General features: G+C 67.1%; 14 protein-coding genes. 5 read left to right on the plus strand and 9 right to left on the minus strand.

The window, feature by feature from the left end; all coding sequences use genetic code 11:
* Positions 1 to 36 precede the first annotated feature (36 nt).
* A complete protein-coding gene (locus MJO58_RS19445; protein WP_239720603.1) occupies positions 37 to 330 on the plus strand; it encodes a hypothetical protein in 294 nt (97 codons plus the stop codon).
* 96 nt (positions 331 to 426) lie between these two features.
* Here MJO58_RS19445 and dmpG read toward each other — a convergent pair whose 3' ends face one another.
* The 4 genes from dmpG to MJO58_RS19465 are packed head-to-tail and all read right to left on the minus strand — an operon-like array spanning position 427 to position 3,863.
* Complete coding sequence (gene dmpG, locus MJO58_RS19450) at positions 427 to 1,455, minus strand: 4-hydroxy-2-oxovalerate aldolase (protein ID WP_239720605.1); 1,029 nt, start codon at positions 1,453 to 1,455, stop codon at positions 427 to 429.
* Between the two features lie 2 nt (positions 1,456 to 1,457).
* On the minus strand, positions 1,458 to 2,405 hold the full coding sequence (locus MJO58_RS19455; RefSeq protein ID WP_239720607.1) for an acetaldehyde dehydrogenase (acetylating): 948 nt from the start codon (positions 2,403 to 2,405) through the stop codon (positions 1,458 to 1,460).
* A gap of 16 nt (positions 2,406 to 2,421) precedes the next feature.
* Complete coding sequence (locus tag MJO58_RS19460; RefSeq protein ID WP_239723355.1) at positions 2,422 to 3,210, minus strand: 2-keto-4-pentenoate hydratase; 789 nt, start codon at positions 3,208 to 3,210, stop codon at positions 2,422 to 2,424.
* A 5-nt stretch (positions 3,211 to 3,215) separates the two neighbouring features.
* Positions 3,216 to 3,863 carry a TetR/AcrR family transcriptional regulator gene (locus tag MJO58_RS19465; protein ID WP_090604759.1) on the minus strand — a complete coding sequence of 216 codons (648 nt, stop codon included), beginning with the start codon at positions 3,861 to 3,863 and terminating at the stop codon, positions 3,216 to 3,218.
* Between the two features lie 84 nt (positions 3,864 to 3,947).
* Here MJO58_RS19465 and MJO58_RS19470 point away from each other — a divergent pair, with 84 nt between their 5' ends.
* From MJO58_RS19470 to MJO58_RS19480, 3 genes are read left to right on the plus strand one after another with little or no spacing between them, the layout of a single operon-like run.
* The gene (locus MJO58_RS19470) at positions 3,948 to 5,495 is read left to right on the plus strand and encodes a bifunctional 3-(3-hydroxy-phenyl)propionate/3-hydroxycinnamic acid hydroxylase (RefSeq protein ID WP_239720609.1); all 1,548 of its coding nucleotides are present in this window, start codon (positions 3,948 to 3,950) and stop codon (positions 5,493 to 5,495) included.
* A 9-nt stretch (positions 5,496 to 5,504) separates the two neighbouring features.
* The gene (locus tag MJO58_RS19475) at positions 5,505 to 6,350 is read left to right on the plus strand and encodes an alpha/beta fold hydrolase (protein WP_090604762.1); all 846 of its coding nucleotides are present in this window, start codon (positions 5,505 to 5,507) and stop codon (positions 6,348 to 6,350) included.
* An 8-nt stretch (positions 6,351 to 6,358) separates the two neighbouring features.
* Positions 6,359 to 7,372: a VOC family protein gene (locus tag MJO58_RS19480; protein ID WP_239720611.1), complete on the plus strand. Its 1,014-nt coding sequence runs from the start codon at positions 6,359 to 6,361 to the stop codon at positions 7,370 to 7,372.
* Positions 7,373 to 7,393: 21 nt separating this feature from the next.
* Here MJO58_RS19480 and MJO58_RS19485 read toward each other — a convergent pair whose 3' ends face one another.
* From MJO58_RS19485 to MJO58_RS19500, 4 genes are all read right to left on the minus strand, one after another.
* Positions 7,394 to 8,719, minus strand: a complete 1,326-nt coding sequence (locus MJO58_RS19485) for a dipeptidase (protein WP_090604766.1) — start codon at positions 8,717 to 8,719, stop codon at positions 7,394 to 7,396.
* 36 nt (positions 8,720 to 8,755) lie between these two features.
* The gene (gene acpS / locus MJO58_RS19490) at positions 8,756 to 9,148 is read right to left on the minus strand and encodes a holo-ACP synthase AcpS (RefSeq protein WP_090604769.1); all 393 of its coding nucleotides are present in this window, start codon (positions 9,146 to 9,148) and stop codon (positions 8,756 to 8,758) included.
* A gap of 28 nt (positions 9,149 to 9,176) precedes the next feature.
* Positions 9,177 to 18,434, minus strand: a complete 9,258-nt coding sequence (locus MJO58_RS19495) for a type I polyketide synthase (protein WP_239720612.1) — start codon at positions 18,432 to 18,434, stop codon at positions 9,177 to 9,179.
* Positions 18,435 to 18,995: 561 nt separating this feature from the next.
* Positions 18,996 to 19,715, minus strand: coding sequence for a DUF1906 domain-containing protein (locus MJO58_RS19500; RefSeq protein ID WP_090604774.1), 720 nt, complete (start codon positions 19,713 to 19,715; stop codon positions 18,996 to 18,998).
* A 195-nt stretch (positions 19,716 to 19,910) separates the two neighbouring features.
* Between MJO58_RS19500 and MJO58_RS19505 the strand changes: the two genes are divergently transcribed.
* The gene (locus MJO58_RS19505) at positions 19,911 to 21,062 is read left to right on the plus strand and encodes an aromatic ring-hydroxylating oxygenase subunit alpha (protein ID WP_239720614.1); all 1,152 of its coding nucleotides are present in this window, start codon (positions 19,911 to 19,913) and stop codon (positions 21,060 to 21,062) included.
* Here MJO58_RS19505 and MJO58_RS19510 read toward each other — a convergent pair.
* The gene (locus tag MJO58_RS19510; RefSeq protein ID WP_239720616.1) at positions 21,045 to 22,394 is read right to left on the minus strand and encodes a carotenoid 1,2-hydratase; all 1,350 of its coding nucleotides are present in this window, start codon (positions 22,392 to 22,394) and stop codon (positions 21,045 to 21,047) included. The two genes, MJO58_RS19505 and MJO58_RS19510, sit on opposite strands and share 18 nt — an antisense overlap.
* Between the last annotated feature and the right edge of the window lie 72 nt (positions 22,395 to 22,466).

The following is a 22,466-nucleotide window of genomic DNA, read 5'->3' on the forward strand; positions in this document are numbered from 1 at the left end:
TGATGTATGGCGCAATTGGCAGCGAAAGGACTACTGATGAATACACCTCGCACCTTAGGTCGGATGGTCGCGGGCGCGCTGACATCCGCTGGCGTAGCCGTGGCCGGCCTGGGCCTGGCCGCACCCGCCCAGGCCGGGCCGTCCTATTGGCATTACTGCCCCGGCCAGAAATGGGGATACACCGTTCCGATACCGCCGGGATTCGATCTGAGTGTGTGCCACTGGTTCGCCGTCACCGTGACCAACGGCCCGTCCGGCCCGGTGTACCACTTCGAGGAGGCCAATCCGGCAGACGTACCCGCACCGGCACCCGGCTTCCCCTGGCCGTGAAATGTCGTGATCTAGACGCGGCACCACCGTTTTTCAGCGCCCACGCCCCCGTTGATGCACGGACGGTAAAGGTGCCGAAAGCCCTTGCGGCGAACGTCAATGCGCGGTCGCGCCCGACAGGTCCAGGGCGATGTCGACGAGCATGTCCTCCTGCCCGCCAACCATCCCACGACGCCCGGCCTCGACGAGAAGCGTTCGTGCGTCCACACCGAAGCGTTCGGCCGCCACCTCCGCGTGCCGTAGGAAGCTGGAGTACACACCGGCATAACCGAGGGTGAGCGTCTCGCGATCGACGCGCACCGGACGTTGCTGAAGCGGGCGAATCAGGTCTTCGGCGGCATCCTCGAGGGCGTTGAGATCGCAGGCGTGCTGCCAATTCATGCGGTTAGCGGCCGCGATGAACACCTCCAGAGGGGCGTTGCCCGCACCCGCACCCATACCGGCCAGTGACGCATCCACGCGGCGACACCCATGCTCGACAGCCACCATCGAGTTCGCCACCCCCAGCGACAGGTTGTGGTGGGCGTGGATGCCGACTTCTGTTTCCGGACATAGCTTTTGGCGCACCGCGTCGACACGCTCGGCGACATCGCGCATGGTCATGGCGCCGCCGGAGTCGACGACGTACACACAGCCGGCGCCAAAGCCCTCCATCAACGCGGCCTGCTCAGCCAGCGCCTGCGGAGTTGTCATGTGACTCATCATCAAGAAGCCGACGGTGTCCATGCCCATGTCGCGGGCGGCCGCGATGTGGTGCGCGGAGATATCGGCCTCGGTGCAGTGGGTGGCGACGCGCACCACGCTGGCACCCGCCCGGTGTGCGGCGGCGAGATTTCGGATGGTACCGATTCCCGGCAGGATAAGGGTCGCGATCTTGGCGCGTCGCACCACAGCGGCGACCGCCTCGATCCACTCCAAATCCGTGTGTGCACCAAACCCGTAGACGCAGCTGGACCCGCCGAGCCCGTCGCCGTGAGCGACCTCGATCGAGTCCACACCCGCGGCGTCCAGCGCCGCCGCGATGTCGGTGACCTGCCGCAGACTGTATTGGTGGCGCACCGCGTGCATCCCGTCACGCAAGGTAACGTCACTGATGTAGAGCCGCCCAGTCTCAGTGCTACCCATGGTCAGACACCCACCTTCTTCATCGCATGTGCCGCAATGCTTTTGGCGGTCGCCAGGGCCGCCGATGTCATGATGTCGAGGTTTCCGGCATGGGCGGGCAAGTAATCGGCGGCGCCCGTCACCTGCAGCAGGCTGGTGATCCTGGTGCCGATGAACTTCCCGGTCTCGGGAATGTAGAGCGCGTTGTCCGGACCGAAAGCCTCGAACTGCACCGGCTGTTTGAGCCGGTATCCGGGTACGTAACGCTGGACCCGCTCGACCATCGCCGCAATGGCCGCCTCGATGGCGACGTGGTCGCAGTCGCCCTCGACCAGGCAGTACACCGTGTTGCGCATCAGGATCGGCGGTTCGGCCGGGTTGAGGACGATCACCGCTTTGCCTCGTTGGGCTCCGCCGACGACGCGCAAAGCGGTGGCGGTGGTCTCGGTGAACTCGTCGATGTTCGCACGGGTCCCGGGCCCGGCCGACTTCGACGAGATCGATGACACGATCTCGGCGTAGGACACCGGCGCAACTTGGTTGACCGCGGCCACGATCGGCACCGTTGCCTGCCCGCCACACGTCACCATGTTGAGGTTCGGCGCGTCTATGTGGTCTTCGAGATTGACCACCGGAACGCAGAATGGGCCGATGGCAGCCGGGGTGAGGTCGAGCAGTCGTACACCGCTGTGACGCAACGCCTCCCAGTGCCTCGGGTGGGCCTCGGCAGAGCTGGCGTCGAATACCAACCGAATCTCATTGAAGCCGGGGAGGGCGAGCAACCCGTCGACCCCCTCCGAGGATGTCAGCACACCAGCGTGTTTCGCCCGTGCCAGCCCGTCAGAAGCCGGGTCGACACCGATCATCGCTGCCATGGTCAGCGGTCCCCCGCTGCGCAGGATCTTGAGCATGAGGTCGGTGCCGATGTTGCCCGACCCGATGATCGCCACCCGAAAAGCTGGACCGGTCATGGGGTTTCCTTTCGATCTACGCGAAACTGAGGCCGACCGTGCCGAGGCCGGTGATCGTGGCGGATGCTCGGTCGCCGGCCTCGACAAACGCCGCTGTCGTGTAGGAGCCGGACATCACGAATTGTCCGGCCTCGATTGCGGTTCCGTACTCGGACAACGCGTTGGCCAGCCACGCGACGGCTGCGGCCGGATCACCCATCACGGCGGTGCCCTGCCCGGTTTCGACGAGCGCATCGTTGCGGTACAGCGCCGCGGTGGTGGCGCGCAGCGCAGGCGCGTCGGACATCGGCACCCATTTGCCCAGCACCACCGCACCGGAGCTGGCGTTGTCGGCGACGGTGTCCGCCAAAGTGATCCGCCAATCGGCGATGCGGCTGTCCACGACTTCCAGCGCTGCGGCCACTGCTTCGGTGGCCGCCAGCACCTCGTCGACCGTCACCCCCGGGCCGCGCAGCGGCGCCCGCAGCAGAAACGCCACCTCGGGCTCCACCCGCGGCGCGCAGAAACCACCCCTGGGCACCGTCGTCCCGTCGGCCAGCATCATCGTGTCCAGGACGTAGCCGAAGTCAGGCTCATTGACGCCCAACAGGGTTTGCATTGGCGCCGAGGTCAGCCCGATCTTATGGCCGCGCAACTGGGCGCCCGCGCCGACATGACGGGCCAGATTGCGCCGCTGCACCCAATATGCCCGAGCCACATCGAGATTGGGGTACGACACGGTCAGCGGTGGGATTGGGCTGGCGCTCAACTGCGCGGCGTACAACCGCTGAGCCGCCGCGTCCAGCTGGGATTCCTCAGCGATCACATTGGTCATGTGAGGTCCCCGGACCCTAAGAGCTGAGTCGCCGAGTCGAAGACCAGGCGGGCGTGCAGTTCGAACAGCTTGATCAGGTCAACCGAGTCGCCGCCGACCTCCTTGGCGATGAACAGCCCGTCGGCACCGGCGATCGCGTACGTCGTCAGCAGCCGCACACTGTCCTCGTCGAGGTCGGGTGCGACATCGCGCACGATCGTCTCGAATCGGTGAAAGGCCCGGTCGCGCACCTCCAGGAACATCTCCCGGGCCCGCGGCTCGACGGGTCGACGCTCCAGCGCGAGCATCAGCCCCAGGCGGATGAAGTCGGGCGCATCAAGTAGCGCCTTGGCCACCTGCGTGCCGAGGTCGACCACCCGCTCGCGGACCATCGGCTCGCCCGGCAGCTCCAGCGCGGCCAGCCACCGGCCGAAACTTCGCTCGATGACCGCGGCTATCAGGTCGTCCTTGTCGGTGAAGTGCCAATAGATCGACGTCGGGGGCAGGCCGCTTTTCTTGCTGACCAGCGAGATCGTCGTGCCTTCGTAACCGCGTTCGGTGGCGACCTCGGTCGCCGCATCGAGGATGCGCTCGCGCGACTGTTCCCCGTTGGCGCGGGTGCGTCTGCGGGCGCGAGGTTCGCCTGCGTCGGTGCCTGTCGTCACGATGCCTCCTTCGGGGTGTTGACGGTCACGCTATAAGAGCTTACTGTATGGATCACTACATTAACAAGCGGCGAAGGGGCCGACATGAAAGACCAAAAAACCTATGACGTGGCGATCGTCGGCTATGGCCCGGTCGGCTGCACCGCAGCGAACCTGCTAGGCCAACTGGGCCTCAATGTCGTAGTGGTGGAGCGCGACCCCAACATCTATGCCCGTGCGCGCGCCATCTCCACCGACGAGGAAGTCGTTCGCATCTGGCAGCAGGTCGGGCTGGCCGATCGCCTCAACGCCGATATGCAGCCCGGCTCCGGGGCGGCGTTCGTCGACGCCAACGGCGTGCCGTTCGTCAGGCTGACGCCCGTGTCGCGGGGCAACGGTCACCCGCCGCAACAGTTCATCTATCAACCCGCGCTGGAGAAGGTGCTGCGCGAAGGGGTCGACCGCTTCCCCAACGTGTCCGTTCTGCTCAACCACGAATGTCTGCGGCTCATCCCCCAAGACGACGGGATCGAATTGATGCTGGCCGACCTCACCACCGACGAGTTCCGCCGGATCCGTGCCTCCTACGTGATCGCCGCCGACGGCGGCTCAAGTGCCATTCGTGCCCAGCTGGGTGTCGGGTTCACCGGCCGCACCTACGCCGAGCGCTGGATCGTCATCGACACCAAAGTGCTCCAGGAGTGGCCCGGCCACGACCGGCTTCGGTTCCATTGCAACCCCGACCGGCCGACCGTGGACTGTCCCACCCCGCTGGGACACCACCGCTGGGAGTTCCCGGTGCGTGACGAGGAAGACGAGAACGACTTCCTGAACGAGGAGGCGATCTGGAAGGTGTTGAGCCGCCAGGGAATATCGCCCGACAACGTGCGTATCCTCGGCTTCGCCTGCTACAGCCACCATGTCCGCTTCGCCGACCGGTGGCGGGCGGGCCGGATATTTTTGGCCGGAGACGCCGCACACGCGATGCCTCCGTGGATCGGCCAGGGTATGTGTGCGGGTGTGCGCGATGTGGCGAACCTGTGCTGGAAGCTCGGCGCCGTGCTGAACGGGTCGCTGCCGGAATCCGTGCTCGACACCTACCAGGCCGAGCGCTTACCCCATGTCAAAGAGGTAACCAACCGCGCGGTCAAGACCGGCAACCTCATCATTGAGCGAAATCGGTTGCGGGCAAAGGCGCGCAATCATTTCTTCCGCACAGCCAGCAAGGTGCCGTACTTTCCCAGCTGGTTGCGCAATCACCGGTGGCTGCCCGACGCGCGCTACCGCGACGGCCTACTGGCGCACAACGGAAACGGGGCCGTCGGCTGGCTCATCCCGCAACCGTGCGTCCTCGACGAAAAAGGCGACAACGTCCGTCTCGATGACGTAATCGGCGGCCGCTGGACGGTGCTGCACACCGGGCGCGCAGCCCAATGTCCGGACTGGCGGGCAGCCGGCGTGCCCGTCCTGCAGGTCACCTCGCCCGGGAGCGTTCCGCGTGCGGACTGCGTCGTCGACAACGACGGGTCGCTCATCGCCTGGCTCGGCAAGAAGGGCGCCTCGGTGGTGGCCGTTCGGCCCGATGGCTTCGTCTACGCCGGCGCCGGTGATCGCCAGCCCTTGCCCCCACCGCCGCCCGGCTTCAAGTCGTAAGGAGAAACAATGAGTATCGGCACCATCACCGAACGCACCATACGTGTCCACGGAAAAGAGATCTTCGTTGCCGAGAGCGGCACCGGCCCTGCCGTCGTCTTGCTGCACGGCGGCGGCCCGGGCGCGTCGGGCATGTCGAATTACGTCCGCAACGTCGACGCGCTGGCCGCAAACTTCCGCGTCCTCGTTCCAGACATGCCGGGCTATGGACGCTCCACCAAGGGTGTCGACCGCCGAGATCCGTTCGGATACCTCGCCGATCACATCCGGGGCATGCTCGACGAGCTCGGCATCGGCAGTGCGCATCTGGTCGGAAATTCCTACGGCGGCTCGTGCGCGCTGCGACTGGCCCTAGACACTCCGGACCGAGTCGACAAGCTTGTGCTGATGGGTCCCGGCGGCGTCGGAACCAGCCGCGGATTGCCCAGCGAGGGGTTGCGCAAGCTGCTGGCGTACTACGGCGGCGACGGACCGAGCCGGCAGAAGCTGCGCGCGTTCATCCGCTCCTACCTGGTGCATGACGCGGACGCGGTGCCCGACGCGCTGATCGAGTCGCGTTACCAGGCGTCGATCGATCCCGAGGTCGTTGCCAACCCTCCCCTGCAACGCCCGTCCGGGTTACGCACCCTGTGGCGCATGGACTTCACCCGCGACCGCAGACTCGGCAGCCTCGCCACGCCAACGCTGATCATCTGGGGGCGTGACGACAAGGTCAATAAACCCGGCGGCGCGGCGATGCTGGCAGACCGGATGCCCAACGCCGACGTCCTGCTCGCCGCGCGCACCGGGCACTGGGTGCAGTGGGAGCGCGCCGAACTATTCAACGCAGTCACCACTGCATTTCTGAAAAGCTGAGGATCAAAATGTCTACCGCTCAACCATCTTCGGTGTTCGGCAACGTTCAGCTGGGTTATGTCGTGATCGAAACCAACAAGATCGGCGACTGGATACGGTTCGGCCGCGACGCGGTCGGCATGCACCTCGACGAGCTGACGCCCGACACTGTCCGATTCCGCCTTGACGACAACGAATGTCGAGTGCTGCTCCGGCGGGGGCCAGCCGAGGATGTCGTCGCGCTGGGTTGGCAGCTCGACGGGCATGCGACCTTCGACGAGATCGGTCGCCGCGTCGCCGACCACGCAGTGCCCAGCGTCGAGGGAACCGAAGAAGAAGAGAAGCTGCGTGGTGTCGAGCGCTTCCTGCGGTTTCCCGGCCCGCATGGGCTCGCCCAAGAGGTTTACACCACCGCCCGCACCGCGCCGTTGTCCCTGGACATACCGGGAAGCGGATTCGTCACGGGCGCAGGTGGAATGGGCCACGTCGCCCTCGCGACCAAGAAGCCACACCAAGTGCGTGGCTACTACAACCACGTGTTCGATGCGAGGCTTTCGGACTACATCGACGAAACGATCAGCGGAATGAAGTTCAAGATCCGATTCCTCCGGGTCAACGAACGACACCATTCCGTGGCGATCGCGTCGGTGAATGCCTTGCCAATCAACCCGATTCGCACCCGCGTCCAACACGTCAACGTCCAGGTGGCCACACTCGACGACATGGTCGGTTCCTATCAGCGAAGCAAGGAACTGGGATTCGGCATCGCGCTGTCGGTGGGCCAGCACACCAACGACAAGGAACTGTCTTACTACGCCATGACGCCGTCGGGATTCGAGTGGGAGGTCGGGTGGAACCCGATCGTGGTCGACGAATCCACGTGGAGCCCCACCACGCACCAGGGAATCAGCATCTGGGGGCACCAGCCGGAAGGGCAGACCGTCATCGACAAGCTCAACCAGTTTGCGGTGGCCGCGCGCTCGGTGCTGCAGCGGGAAGACACGGTCGCCCCGCTGAGCGCACCCGGGATCGCCGACGACTAGGAGCGGCGTCGAGCTGGGCGGCTAGGCCAGCTTGGCTAACAGCAGGGCCTCGGCTATGGCCGCGCGTTCCAGCACGCCCAAGTGCAGACTCTCGTTGATGCTGTGTGCCTGGGTTGCGGGATCTTCGACTCCGGTCACCAGGATTTTCGCCTGCGGGAACGCCTCGGCGAACTCCGCGATGAACGGGATCGACCCACCCATGCCCATGTCGATCGCGTCGGTGCCCCACGCCTGCCGGAACGCCTGGCGCGCGGCGTCGTAGACGCTGCCGCTGGCATCGATGGCGTAGGGCTCACCGATGTCGCCGCGGGTGACGCTGATCTGCGCGCCCCACGGGGTGTGCTGTTGCAGGTGCGCGGTCAACGCGTCCAGGTGTGCGGCCGCGTCGCCGCCGGGCGCCACCCGCATGCTGATCTTGGCGGCCGCGCGCGGGATCAGCGTGTTCGACGCCTTGTCGATCGGCGTGGTGTCGATGCCGATCACGGTGATCGCGGGTTTGGCCCAAAGCCGCTGCGGCGCCGAACCCGAACCGATCTCGGACACCCCGTCCAGCAGGCCGGAGTCGGCTCGCACCCGCTCGGGCGGGTAATCCACTGCGGCGGCGGTGCTTTCGTGTAAGCCGGTGACGGCCACGTTGCCGTCGTCGTCGTGCAGGCTGGCCAGCAGTCGCACCAGCACGCTCAGCGCGTCGGGCACCACGCCGCCCCAAATGCCCGAGTGCAGGCCGTGGTCGAGGGTGGCCACTTCGACCACGCAGTCGACCAGGCCACGCAGCGTCACGGTGAGCGCCGGGGTTTCGGTGCTCCAGTTGTCCGAGTCGGCAATGACGATCACGTCGGCGGCCAGCGCATCGCGGTGGGCGGCCAGCAGCCGGCCCAGCGACGGCGACCCGGATTCCTCTTCGCCTTCGACGAAGACCGTCACGCCCACCGGCGGTTGGCCGCCGTGCGCCCGGAATGCGGCCAAATGCGTTGCGATACCGGCCTTGTCGTCGGCGCTGCCGCGCCCGTACAGCCGTCCGTCGCGCTCGGTCGGCTCGAACGGCGGCGATGACCACTGCTCGCGGTCGCCTTCGGGCTGCACGTCGTGGTGAGCATAAAGCAGCACGGTGGGCGCGCCGGCCGGTGCCGGATGATGCGCGATGACAGCCGGAGCGCCGCCCTCGCTGACGATATGGACATCGCTAAAACCGGCCTGGGACAACAGATCCGCCACTGCATGCGCGCTGCGATGCACCTCGTCACGGCGGCCCGGATCGGCCCACACCGATTCGATCCGCACCAGGTCCTCGAGATCGCGGCGCACCGACGGCAAGATTTCGCGGACGCGTTCGACAAGATCGCTCATGATCTCGAGGCTAGCTCGTCGGCGCGGCCAGGCCGCTCAGGACGTTTCGAGGATGGCGACCGCAGCCGCGGTATCCCCTTCGTGGGTCAGCGACACATGGATCGTGACGTCGGCCAGATGCTTGGCGATGTCTCCGGTCAACCGCACCCGCGGCCGTCCCCACATGTCGGTGACGACCTCGATGTCGCGGTGAATGTCCTCGCGCAGGATCGGCCGCTGGGAGAACCGTGACCCGGACCAGGCCTTGATCACGGCTTCCTTGGCGGCCCATCGGGCGGCCAAGTGACGCGCCGCCGACGAACTCTTGTCGGAGGCGTCACGACGCTCACCCGGCGTAAATGTTTCGGAGAACACCGTTCCCGGTTGGTCAACCTGGTCGGCGAAATCCGGAATGGAGACGAGATCGATCCCCACACCGACAATGCCCATGGCTGGCCAGGTTAACCGATCGCCAAAGTCATCCGGCAGGCACCTCGTAGGCGTCGTCGTCGCCCAGTCGCGCGACCGGGTTCAGCAGCATCGAAGCCTCCTGGCGCTTCTCCGGCGAGCTGTGATCGAAACGACGGTCCGGGGGCCGCTGGTACATCGGCTCGCCGCCGGCGATGGCCGACACCAACCGGCGCTGACCGGCCAGCACGCGTGCCTCCGCGCGCCGCTGGTAGTCCTCGCGCTCGCCCGGGTCCAACGTGGCGATGAACGCCTGCGGGTGCACCAGCGCGACCAGCCCGGACACGTGACCGAACCCGAGGCTGGTCAGCATCCCGGCCTTGAGCGGGAACTTCCCGCCGAGGCGCAAGGTGTCGCGCACCCAGACGAAGTGGGCCGAACCGGACAGCTCGTCGTCGACGCAGTCCAGGCTGCGGTTCGGCGGGATCACGCCGTCGCGCAGCATCTGGCACAGCCCCATCATCTGGAAGACCGCCGCTCCACCCTTGGCGTGCCCGGTGAGGCTCTTCTGCGACACGATGAACAGCGGAGCACCCTCGGAGCGCCCCAGCGAGTCGGCCAGCCGCTCGTGCAGCTCGGTCTCGTTGGGATCGTTGGCCAGCGTCGACGTGTCGTGCTTGGAGATCACCGCGATGTCGTCGGGGCCGACACCCAGCTTGGCCAATTCGCGTGCCAGTGGCGACTCCTTGCCGCCGCGGCCTGCGCCGAGTGCACCCAGGCCGGGGGCCGGGATCGAGGTGTGCACACCGTCTCCAAAGGACTGCGCGAAGCCCACCACCGCGAGCACCGGCAGACCCATCTTCAGCGCCAGGTCACCGCGCGCCAGCAGGATGGTGCCGCCACCCTGGGCTTCGACGAAGCCGAGCCGCCGACGGTCGTTGGGCCGCGAGAACTTCGAGTCCGCGATGCCGCGGTCGCGCATCATCTCGGTGCTGGCGGTGGCCGCCATGTCACCGAAGCCGATGATGCCTTCCAGCGTCAAGTCGTCGATACCGCCGGCCACGACCATCTCGGCCTTACCCAACCGGATCTTGTCGACGCCCTCCTCGACCGACACCGCTGCCGTCGCGCACGCGGCGACGGGGTGAATCATCGAGCCGTAGCTGCCGATGTAGGACTGAACCACGTGCGCGGCAACGATGTTCGGCAGAACTTCCTGGAAGATGTCGTTCGGCTTGTTACGGCCCAACAGGTTTCCGTGGTACATCGTCTGCATAGAGCTGCCACCACCCATACCGGTGCCCATGGTGTTGGCCACCAGGCTCGGGTGCACGTAGCGCATCACTTCGGCGGGACTGAACCCGGCGGACAGGAACGCGTCGACGGTCGCGACGATGTTCCACACCGCAAGGCGGTCGATGGAACTGGCCATGTCCGCGCTGATGCCCCACACGGTCGGGTCGAACCCGGTCGGGACCTGGCCGCCGACCACACGCGACAGCTTGTTCTTCCGCGGCACCCGAATCTCGGTGCCCGCCTTGCGGATAACCTGCCAGTCGCTCGAGTCGGGCACCGGCCGGATCACCGTGTGCTCGGGGTCGAACTCGGCGAACGCGCGGGCGTCGGCCTCGGACGAGACGACGAACGCGAAGTCCTTGTCCAGGAACACCGACACCAGCAGCGGCGACGCGTGGTCCGGGTCGATCGAGCCGTCGTCGACGAACTCCCGGATGCCGCAGCGCTCGACGACGATGTCGTGGTAGCGCTCGACCAGGTCGGCCTCGTCGATCAGGTCACCGGAAGCCGTGTCATACCAACCCGGTTGAGGGTCGTCCTCCCAGCGGATCAACCCGGTGGTCCAGGCCAGCTCGAGGACACCCGCGGCCGACAGCTCGTTGTCGACCTCCATCTCGAAGCGGGTGCGCGAGGATCCGTACGGGCCGAGTTCGGCGCCGCCGACGATCACCACGAGGTCGGCCGGGTCGAGATCGAGGTCGGCCCATTCCGGCGGCGGCGCCGGGGTGAATCCGCGCGGCGGGGACGGCAGCGCGGCAACGGTCTCCGGGTTACCCCGGCCGCTCTCGTCGTCTTCGACTGCCTCCGAAGACATCTCCTCGCGCGCCTTGGCGGCCAACTCGGCCATGTCGAGTTCGACGTCACCGAGGCCGCCGGTCAGATCCGCCTCGATCGGCTTGCCCGCCGCGGCCACCTTCGACTCCACGTCGCAGAGGGCCAGCAGCATCCCGGCCATCTCGTCGGTGGAGTAGGTGGTGACACCGGCCTCCTCGACGGCGGTGACGATGGCGTCGTTGTGACCCATCAGTCCGGTGCCGCGGGTCCAGCCAATCAGCGCGTGCGCCAAGCTGACTCGCGCGGCCCACGAGGATTCGGCGTGCCAGCGGCTCACCAGCGCGTCCAGCGCGGCCTTGGCCTCTCCGTAAGCGCCGTCACCGCCGAACATTCCGCGGTTGGGCGAGCCCGGCAGCACCACGTGCAGGCGTGACGCGATGTCGCGCTCGGCGCCGATCTTAGACAGGCCGCCGATCAGCCGCTGCACGGCCCACAGCAGAACCTTCATCTCCATCTCGGAGCGTGAACCGGCCTCCGACAGATCGCCGGCCACCCGCGGTGCCGCGAACGGGAACAGCAGTGTCGGGGTCTGAGCATCCTTGATGTGAATCGACTGCGGCCCAAGGCTTTCGCTCTGCTCGGTACCGACCCATTCGACCAGGGCGTCGATGTCGGCGTAGGAGGCCATGTTGGCCGCGACCACCCACAGCGTCGCACCGAACCGGGCGTGGTCGCGGTACAGGTTGCGGTAGAACGCCAGCCGCTCATCGTCAAGCTTGGACGTCGTGGCGATGACGGTGGCACCGCCGTCGAGCAGACGCGCCACGACCGACGCGGCGATCGAACCCTTCGACGCCCCGGTGACGACCGCGACTTCGCTGCTGTAGCGGCCGGGGTCCGGGTTCTCGGCGCCCGCGGCGATGCGGCCAAACAGCGAGGCGTGGATCTGCTGGCCCGCGGCCAGCGCCTTGCCTTGCCACCAAGTCGCCTGGGTGGCGACGACGTGGCCGGCACCCTCGAAGCGCTCCGACAGGCGCACCCAATCGGCGTCGATGTCGCCCTCGTCGGTCAGCCACAGCTTGACCAGGTCCTCGCGGGCGCTGGCCCAGCGGTCGTCGAACACGACCGCCTTCTTGGCCTCGAACGCCGGCGCCACCAAACGTGGCCATTCCGAACCTAATTCGGCGGTAATCAGGTCGATCAGCTCGGCGTCGGTGGCCACCGGCGATGCGCTGACCGTGTCGTCGAGACCCAGCTGACCCAGCACCAGGCGGGCCGCCGAAGCCAGCACGCCGTCACGGCCGGTGATCTGATCGGTGAACTCCGACAGTGCGGCGGCGTCGATCGTCGCCCCGCCACCACCACCCGCCGCAGGCAGCGACACCGAAACACCATGGCGCGCAGCGACCGAGGCGACCGCGGCGTCGATGGCCTTGTCGACCGACGCGGCGTCGCCCAGCGCGCCCTCGTGCAGGTGCCCGAGGGCACCGCCGCGGACGCTGGTGCCCTCGCGGGTTCCCAGCGCGACCTCGACGACGACGTGCTTGGCCCACCCCTCGCCGAGCTCCCAGGTCTTGGTGACCCGCTCGGTGATCGCGGCCGGCCGCTTGCCGGACGGCCCGAGGACCGTGCGCAGCTGGTCGTTGATCGCATCGGAAAGCACTGGCCCGTAAGGCTTGTAGGTGCGCGCCAGCTTGGTCACCTGCGACCGCAGCCCGGCCAGGTCGGCCTCTGCGGCACCGTCGATGGCGCCCAGGTTGAGCTCCGAACCCAGGTCGACCAGCAGCTGGTTACGCCGCGACGACGCACCGTCGGTGATGGACTCGATGGAGTCCAGCTGCTCGATCTGGTCGATGCGCATCTTGGCCGACAACGCGATCAGCGCCAAAGTGGCGTCGGCCGCGTCGAATCCGATGTCGTCGGGCCGCGGAGCACCCGACGGAGCTCCGGCGGCAGCCGGAGCGACGGCGGGTGCGACATTGGGGTTGAGCGCGCCGTCCGACGCGGCAGCGTCGGAATCACTCTGCTCGTCCTCGGCCTCCGGCTCGGGGTCGGTGTCGTTGGCGAACAGCACTGCCGCGTCGCGCTCGGCGTTGAGCACTTCGACCGTGCTGTGCGCGTATTCGGGCAGCTTGAGGGTGTTGGTGGCCAGCCCTGCGACGGTCGGTGCGGACTTCACGCCGATCTCGACGAACCGCTCCACGCCCAGACCACCGGCGGCCTCCTCGATGAAGAGCAGGTCCTGGGTTTCGATCCAGCGCACCGGACTGGCGAACTGCCACGCCAACAGCTCGATGAAGACCGTGCGGGCCATCTCACGCGGCCGCTCGGCGAGCCAGGTGTCGTAATCGGCCAGGATCGGGTCCAGTGGTTCGGCCGGGACCAGGTCGCGGATCTCCTGGATGAAGTCGCGGTCCAGCGTGAACGGCCGCGGCACCAGGTTGGGGATGTAGCGCCCGATGACCAGCTCGGGATCCTGGTCGCGCGGCATGACCCGTTCCAGCGAGCGGCGGAAGTCGGCAACCCCGACCCGCAGCACCCGCGAGTGGAAGGGCACGTCGATGCCCGGCACCAGGATGAAAGAGCGCTTGCCGCCACTGATCTCGCGGCGCTTCTCCACTTCTTCCTCGAGGGCCTCGAGACCGCGTACCGTGCCGGCGATCGCGTACTGCGAGCCACGCAGGTTGAAGTTGACGATCTCCAGGAATTCCCCGGTGCGCTCGGCGATTTCGGCGACGAAGTCGGTCACCTCGTCGTCGGGCAGGTCGATCTGCGAGGGGCGGATCGCGGCCAACCGGTAGTTGGAGCGGCCCATCTCATCGCGCGGCACGATGTCGTGCATGTTCGACCCGCGGTGGAACACGGTCTCCAGCAAGGCTTCCAGCTCGTAGACGCCCAGCACGCAGGCCAGCGCGGTGTATTCGCCGACCGAGTGACCGCACGCGATGGCACCCTCGACGAACGCACCCTGCTCGCGCATCTCTGCGACCTGCGCGGCCGCCACGGTCGCCATCGCGACCTGAGTGAACTGCGTCAGGTACAGCACACCATCGGGGTGGTGGTAGTGCACACCGCTGGCGATCAGGCTGGTCGGGTTGTCGCGCACCACGTGCAGCACCGAGAAGCCCAGGGTCTCGCGGGTGAACTTGTCCGCATCGTCCCAGATCTTGCGGGCGGCCTTGGAGCGGGCGCGAACCTCCATGCCCATGCCCTTGTGCTGAATGCCCTGACCGGGGAACGCGTAGACCGTCTTGGGTGCGGCCAGTCGCGCGGTCGCCGACATCACCAGGTCCGTTCCAACCTTGGCGGTGACCTCCAAAACCTCCGCACCCTGGTCGATTCCGACGCGATCGACCCGGAAGTCGACCTCGTCGCCCGGGCGCACCATACCCAGGAAGCGCGCGGTCCAGCCGATCAGGCGGGCCGGCGGGCGAGCCTGGCCGTCAGTCGCGGTCACGGTGTGCTGCGCGGCGGCCGACAGCCACATGCCGTGCACGATGGGCGATTCCAGGCCGGCCAGCAGCGCGGCGGCCCGATCGGTGTGGATCGGGTTGTGGTCACCGGACACCACGGCGAACGGACGCATGTCGACCGGCGCGGTCATCTTCACGTCCCGACGGCGGCGGCGCGGGGTGTCGGTGGTGTTCTCCGACACCGCGCCCCCGGCCCGGGGCGGGTCGGTGAGTTCGGCGGCACCGGTACGCCCAAGGATCGCGAATCGCTCCTCGAGGGTCGCGATGGTCTTGCCGTCGGGCCCGGCCACCGTCACCGAGACCGGGACAACCCGGCCCATGTCGGTGTCGATCGCCGCCGAAGCCGTTGCGGTAACGGTCAATTGGGCCGGTTGCGCGGGCAGCTTGCCGACCACATGAGCGGCGTGGTCGAGGTGGACCAGGCTCAGCAGGCCCTCGATGACCGGCACGCCGGCCTCGGTGACCGCGGCGCCGATCGTTGAGAAGACCGCGGGCCAGCACAGGCCGACCAGCGCGTCGGGCACGGTGGTGAGGCTGGGTGCCAGCCGCTCGCCGAAGGTGGCGGTGACGCCGGTGTGGTCGGCGACCCGCTCGGGGTCCCAGTCGACGGTCACTGTCGCGGTCCCGTCGGTGACCGTCGGCAGGGATTCCGGCCCTTGACCATCCCCGACACCGGCGGCGATCGCCAGCACCGCGCGCATCGCGGCGATGGCGTCGTCGGTGGAGACCACCGGCGCACCGCCGTCAACGGTATTGGGGTGCAACGTGAACGGGATGTCGATCCAGACCCCGGACACCGGGACGCTCAGAACGACGCGATCCTCGGACTGGACCTGCAGGCGAGCACCAGTGGACGAGTGCGTGGCGCGCTGACCTTCGTGGACCAGCCAGTCGGCCGGATCGGCGATGCGGTGAACCGGGTTGGTGGCGGTGCGCCCGGCCCACAGCACATCGGGGGCATCCAGCACGACGGCCAGGGGCCCGGTCACATCCGGGCGGCCCAGCCGGCGCGAGCGGACGGCTTTCGCCTCGCCGCCGGCGGCCAGCACGTCGTCGATCGCGGCCTGCTCGAAGCGGTCGAGCAGTTCACCGACGGGCTCGTCGACCCGGGTGATGCCGGCGACCGCGGCGGTGCCGGGGATGATGCATACCTGGTCGGCGTCGTAGCGGGCGTCGTGCGCCTGCCACAGCGAGTCGCTGCGCCACCAGCGGCGCACGTCCTTGTCGATGACCGGCACGAAGTTGACCGGCTTGCCCAGCGTCTTGCACAGCGTCACGAAGAACGGCACGTCGGCCGGGTGCAGCACGACGGTTTCGGCGTCGGGGTAGCTCGCGAGCAGCCGTTCGATCGCCTCCTGCGGGTGCTCCAGCAGCGCATCGTCGTTGAACAGCGTCTCGATCGGGCCGTGGTCCCGCTGGTGCAACCGGGCCTCAGCGCGCTGCAGCATTTGCTGGAAGCGGTCGCGCCAGGTGTCGGCCAGCCATGGGCTACCGGGCCTGGCGGTGTCCGCGGTCGAGTTGCCCGCACCGATCGTGAGCTCGACGTAGCGCTGCAGCCACTGCAGGTAGGTCATTTCCCGGACATCGCCGAAGTAGGGCTTGGCGGTGCCGGCCATCGCGGCGATGATCTCGTCACGACGCTCGGCGACGGCGTCCGCGTCACCGGCTACCTCGTCGAGCAGTCGGCCGCAACGCGAGGCGGTGTTGTCGATCTCGTGGATGTCGGCGCCGAGCTGGCTGCGGCTGGAAGCCATGCCGCCCTGGGCTTTTCCGGCGCCGATCCACTGGTCGGTGCCGGTGGTCTCGACCAGCATCTGCTTGACCGACGGCGACGTGGTCGCCTCCAGCGTGGCCATCGCCGCGGTGCCGACCAGGATGCCGTCGATCGGCATCGACGGAAAGCCGTACGACTGCGACCACCGGCCGGACAGGTACTCGGCGGCGCGCTCGGGCGTGCCGATGCCGCCGCCGACGCACACGGTGATGTTTGAGCGCGAGCGCAGCTCCGAGTAGGTCGCCAGCAGCAGGTCGTCGAGGTCTTCCCACGAATGGTGGCCGCCGGCACGTCCGCCCTCGATGTGCACGATCACCGATTTGGTCGGCGCCTCGGTCGCGATGCGGATGACCGAGCGGATCTGCTCGATGGTGCCGGGTTTGAACACGACGTGGCTGATGCCCACGTCGTTGAGCTCGTCGATCAGTGCGACGGCTTCCTCGAGGTCCGGGATGCCGGCGCTGATCACCAGGCCGTCGATCGCGGCGCCGGCCTGACGGGCCTTCTGCACCAGGCGCTTACCGCCAACCTGAAGCTTCCACAGGTAGGGGTCGAGGAACAGGGTGTTGAACTGATAGGTGCGGCCCGGCTCGAGCAACCCGGCCAGCTCCTCGATGCGGGCGCCGAAGATCTCTTCGGTGACCTGACCGCCACCGGCCAGCTCGGCCCAGTGTCCGGCGTTGGCCGCGGCGGCGACGATCTTGGCGTCGACCGTGGTCGGGGTCATGCCCGCCAGCAGGATCGGCGAGCGCCCGGTGAGCCGGGTGAACTTCGTCGAGAGCTTGACGCGGCCGTCGGGCAGGGTCACGACGGTCGGCGCATAGCTCGACCAGGGCCGTGCCACCTCGGGGGTAGCGCCGACGGTGAACAGGTTGCGCTGACCGCCGCGGGTGGCGGCGGGCACGATGCCGACACCGAGGCCGCGGATCACCGGCGCGGTGAGTCGAGTCAGGATGTCGCCGGGACCCAGGTCGAGAATCCAGCGCGCGCCGGCGTTATGTACCGCGGTGATCTCTTCCACCCAGTCGACGCCGCTCACCAGGATGGCGTCGGTCAGGCGCCGGGCCAGCTCGACATCGAGGCCGACCTTTTCGGCCCAGCCGCCGACGATGTCGATGCCGTCGGCCAGCCGCGGGGTGTGGAAGCCCACCTCGACCTGCACCGGGTCGAAGACGGGCGCGAAGACGTCGCCGCCACGCAGCTTGTTCTTGCGGTCGGCTTCTTCTTTCTCGGAGATCTGCTGGCAGTACAGCTCGAAGCGGGAGAGTTGCTCTGGCGTGCCGGTGATGACGACCGAACGACGGCCGTTGCGAATGGACAGCACCGGGGGCAGCACGGTCCGAACATCCTGGGCGAACTCCTCGAGCAGCCGCTGAATACGGTCGGGATCGGCGTTGGTGACCGAGACCATCGGCGGGCGATCGCCGAGCACGGAGATGCCGCGGCGGCGGGCCACCAGCGTGCCGGCCGCGCCAATCAGCTGGGCCAGGGCCAGCAGCTCGACGTCGCGAGCGGCGGCCCCGTCCTTTAGGGCCTTGAACGCCTCGACGGCGAGCACGCCCTGGGAGTGGCCGGCGACGGCAACCGGCGGGGTCGCGGTCCAGTCCATGCCCTGTCGCGCCAGGGCACGGACGGCCGCGATCTGGGTGAGCAGCACGCCCGGCATCGACACCGCGGCCGACGTCAGGTGCTTGCCCGCGGGCGTCGGGTCCTCGGCCGCGAGCGCGCGCACCCATCGCAACGGCTCGAAGCCGATCGGTCGCACCACCACCAGCTCTTTGGCCACCGGCTCGAGCAGCAGCTCCGCCTCGCCGACCAGCGTGGCGATGTCGGTCTCGATGCCGGCCGAGGACACCAGCTCTTCAAGGGTCTCCAGCCAATCGCTGCCCTGACCACCGAACGCGACAGCGTACGGCTCGCCGGCCGTGAGACGGTCGACCAGAGCATGGGTGCTGTGCGGGCCTTGGCCGTCGCGGTCAGCGGACACCCGGTCGTGCTCGTGGATCGTCACCTTGTATATCTCCCTGTATGCGTCTTCACGTATCGGTTCGTGCGGCCTGCGGAGAGCCCCGGCGGGCGGGCCCTAGCTGGCTCTAGGTCGATTCCGCTTTGAATCGCAGCCCGAATATCGGCTGACCGGTGTGTTGTCGGCGGCCACTCAGCTCGACCAAGCGGCGCGGCGGACTGCATCGGCTGTACTAAGAGTGTCATAAGGATTCGGGTCGTTTTTCAGCGCAGATCGGTTACTGGTGAGTTCTACGCACGGGTAACCGTGTCGTGGGTAACACCGGGATTAACCGGCCTTCCGGGTATCCAGAACAAACGTCCTGCATGCAGGTGGTTACGGTCGAGTAGCTATAACTGCGCTGTTCAAGGCGGCATTGTTATCAAATCGTTATGTTAAGAAATTGTGGTGCGCGCCGCCGCTGGCGCCGCGGGGCTGCCGCCGTCTCGCACTCGCCGCCGCCGACACGGCGCGACAAACGGCGAACGAGTGTTTGCTGGAGTCGGCTTGCGCCAGCGCGCCCGGATGAGCTACACGGTCAGGAATATTGGCGACGCCGTGAGAGTGCTAGGCCCACTGCCCGAATTGGGGCTTGAGGATCTCGTTGATGTCCACCCCAACGCCGCCCACGCTGCGCTTATCGATCTCGACCTGGTGCAAATTTGCCGCCGGATGGGCATAGCCCTTGGGCGAACCCCAGTTGTGCTGCCAGAAGCAGGAGCCCAGGCCGTCATGCAGCGCCCAGTCGATCGTTTTGGAGTTGGCGTAAACGCCCGTCCGCTGGTGCCCGATCACCGATTCCCAGGACCGCAGGTATGGAGCGATCTGGCTTTTGTACTGCTCGTAGGACGGGTCGTCGTCGATCGAGGCGTAAATCGGCGCGTCGGGGGGACCACCGGCCGCCTCGTGTAGCTCCATGCCCCGCTTGGCGTGCTGCAGCCCGGCGTTGGCGCCGCCCAGCCAGTCGGCGGAGTTGCCCTTGCCGTACTGATAGCAGGAGACGATCTTGAGCCCGCTGCTGTGCAGGTCACGCGCCTCGGCGAGCTGGATCGGCTTGCCCAGCATCCAGTTACCCCCCGGCCGCCGGTCGGAGACATAGCGGATCGACCCCACGGCGCCGGCGGCCCGGATCTGACTGGCCGGGATGACGCCCGCAGCGTAGTCCAGCAGCGTGCCCAGCGAGGCGGAGGCGGTCGGCGCGCACAGCGACGCCGCCGCGGCGCCCAGGCCAACCAGAGCCGGGGTCGCGGCGGCGAATTTGAGCACGTCACGACGCGAAAGCGACACATCGGCAAGGGTACGACAAAAACATCAGTAGACACATCAATCACACTGGTCACAGGTTTGTGTCTTCTGGGCATCGTGCGTTTGGTTCGCAGCAGTCCCGTTACCCGTTGAGTGTCCCCAATTTTTATTGTCACTATTAAGTTTATAAAGTTAGCGTCAGGGGACGAGACGCGCTCAACCGCAGGGGGCTTCGGAATGGACCATGACCAGCTCATCGACCTGACCCGACGGGCCTTGAAGCTGGCCCGCGACAAGACCACCGATCTGGCTCCGCAGCCGTACACCGTCGACGCCGGCGATTACACATCGCGGGAGCGACACCTCAGTGACCGGGCGTTGCTGCTGGCCAGCCCGCAACTGGTCGGCTACGTCAGCGAGCTGCCCGCACCCGGCGCCTACTGCACCAAGACCGTGATGGGGCGATCGATCCTGCTGACGCGAACGTCCGACGGGTCGGTCCACGCCTTCGACAATGTCTGCCTGCACCGCCAATCCCCCGTCGTGACGGGGTGCGGCTCCGCGAAGCGGTTCAGCTGTCCGTACCACGCCTGGACCTACGACAACAGCGGCAAGCTGGTCGGCCTGCCGGGCCGCGAGGGCTTTCCGGATACGACGGTCAAGTCCGACTCCTTGACCGAACTCCCCGCCGCCGAGTTCGCCGGGTTCCTCTGGGTGGCACTGGACAAAGACGCCACCCTGGACGTCGCCGCGCACTTGGGACCGCTGGCCGACGAGCTCGACTCGTGGGGCATCGGCCGGTGGTCTCCGTTGGGTGAAAAGGTCCTCGACACCTCGATCAACTGGAAGCTGGCTGTCGACACCTTCGCCGAGAACTACCACTTCGCCACCGTGCACCGGGACACCTTCGCCACGATCGCCCGCAGCAACTGCACGGTGTTCGACGCGTATGGGCCGCACCATCGGTTGATCTTCCCGCTCAACGCGATTCTGGAGCTCGAGAATGTTCCCGAGGAGCAGTGGGACCCGTTCCACAACATGGTGGTGATCTACGCGTTGTTCCCCAACATCGTGATCTCGGTGACGATCGCCAACGGCGAGCTGTTCCGGATCTACCCCGGCGACGAGCCCGGCAGGTCGATCACTGTGCACCAAAACTCCACGCCGCTGGACCTTTCCGAGGAATCCGTAGCGGCCGGCGCCCAGGCCGTGTTCGAGTACGCGCACGCCACGGTGCGCGACGAGGACTACAAGCTGGTTGAGGCGCTGCAGGCCAATCTCAGCTCGGGCGCACGCGATCATCTGGTGTTCGGCCGCAACGAGCCGGGGCTGCAGCATCGCCACATCGCGTGGGCCGAGGCGCTGGCCGCCTCAGCTGCCGTCGGCTGAGTCCTGCGACAGCACCGCGATCAGATCACCGAGAAGCGTTGCAAGCGCAGTGTTTTGCACAGGAAGTGCCCCGGCCAGCAGTTCGGCCGCCGCACCGCGACGACCCGCCGCAACCAACGGCACCAGCGCGTCAACCACCGACTGCAAACCGGGTTCGACGTCGGCGACGGTAGTGGCCAGCACCTCGGCCAGCTCCCAGTCCCGGTACAGCGCGAACGAACGCTCGTTGAACGCGAAGCCGCTCACCGGTTTTCCCCATAGCGTGCCCTGGTAGCGGTACGGGCCCTCCATATACTCGATCGGCAGACCGTGCGCGGGGGCCGGCACCAGCGGCTCACCGATGACGTCGAGTTGCAGTGTGGCGCAAGTAATTCGGTGCCGGTCTGGCATGTACCGGGCCGGGGCCAGCGGACGTACCAGCGGCCGCATGGTTTCCGGCCATCGCACGTAGCTGCTGACGGTGACCTCTACGTCCTCGGCACACTCCGGCGCTATGGCAGGGTCGGGATGACTCGTCGTCACGCCGGTAAACGGTTGCAGCGCATTGCCGTTCGTGCGGTCGAACTGCCTCCAGATACTCAGGTCGACGCCGTTGTCGAAATTGATCGTGCGCCATTCGTGCGAGCGGGCTCGCGGGTCTCCCCCTGATCCGCCGCCGCCCGCGTATTGCGGGAACCACTGCCGGTCGACATGTCCGGCGCTGCCGGAGACCTCCTCGATCGTCTCGCCCCAGCGCAGCGTTCCGGTCATCGACATGCCGGTCTGGAAATACGAGTACGTGTCGTCTTGACCGAAGCAGACGATCTTGCCGTTGTAGGTCGACGCCCCCACCGGCGTCGGCCCGCGTGTCGGGGTAACGACCAAATCCAGCCGCATGGACCGGCCCTGGTGATCCTGGCCCACCAGGCTGACTCGATACGTGTAGGGCAGCAATTCGCCATCGGCGTCGCGGCATGTCGTCCACGACGCGGTGCCGGCACTGCTCTGATAGCTGATGTCGAGATAGCCTGCGGCCATGGACAATTTGCGCTGCGCGCCCGGTTCCATGTTCTTCGGCGGCATGTCGTAGTCGGTGTAAGTGCCGTAGTCACCGGTATCCAGGTCGAACATCGCCATCGTGTAGAAGTCGGCGACCACCGTGCCCCCGGGCTGGTTCTTGTTGAAGATGGTCAGGAACGCAAACGACCGGTCGCTCTCGACGGCCTGCAGTTGTCCGGCGATGAACCAGGTGTCGGACTCCTGGTCGGGATGTTCGCCCTCGGCCTCGGGGAAATTCAGCTGGCTATCCCCGGGCACCAACTGATACGGGTAACTGCGCCAATCGGTGTTCATTTCGGCTTCCTTGCCACGGCGCTATCCTTATTCTTTGCTATGTTAGCGTCAATAGCGAAGTTACGGCCACGC

Source organism: Mycobacterium lentiflavum, from assembly GCF_022374895.2.
Lineage (GTDB): Bacteria > Actinomycetota > Actinomycetes > Mycobacteriales > Mycobacteriaceae > Mycobacterium > Mycobacterium lentiflavum.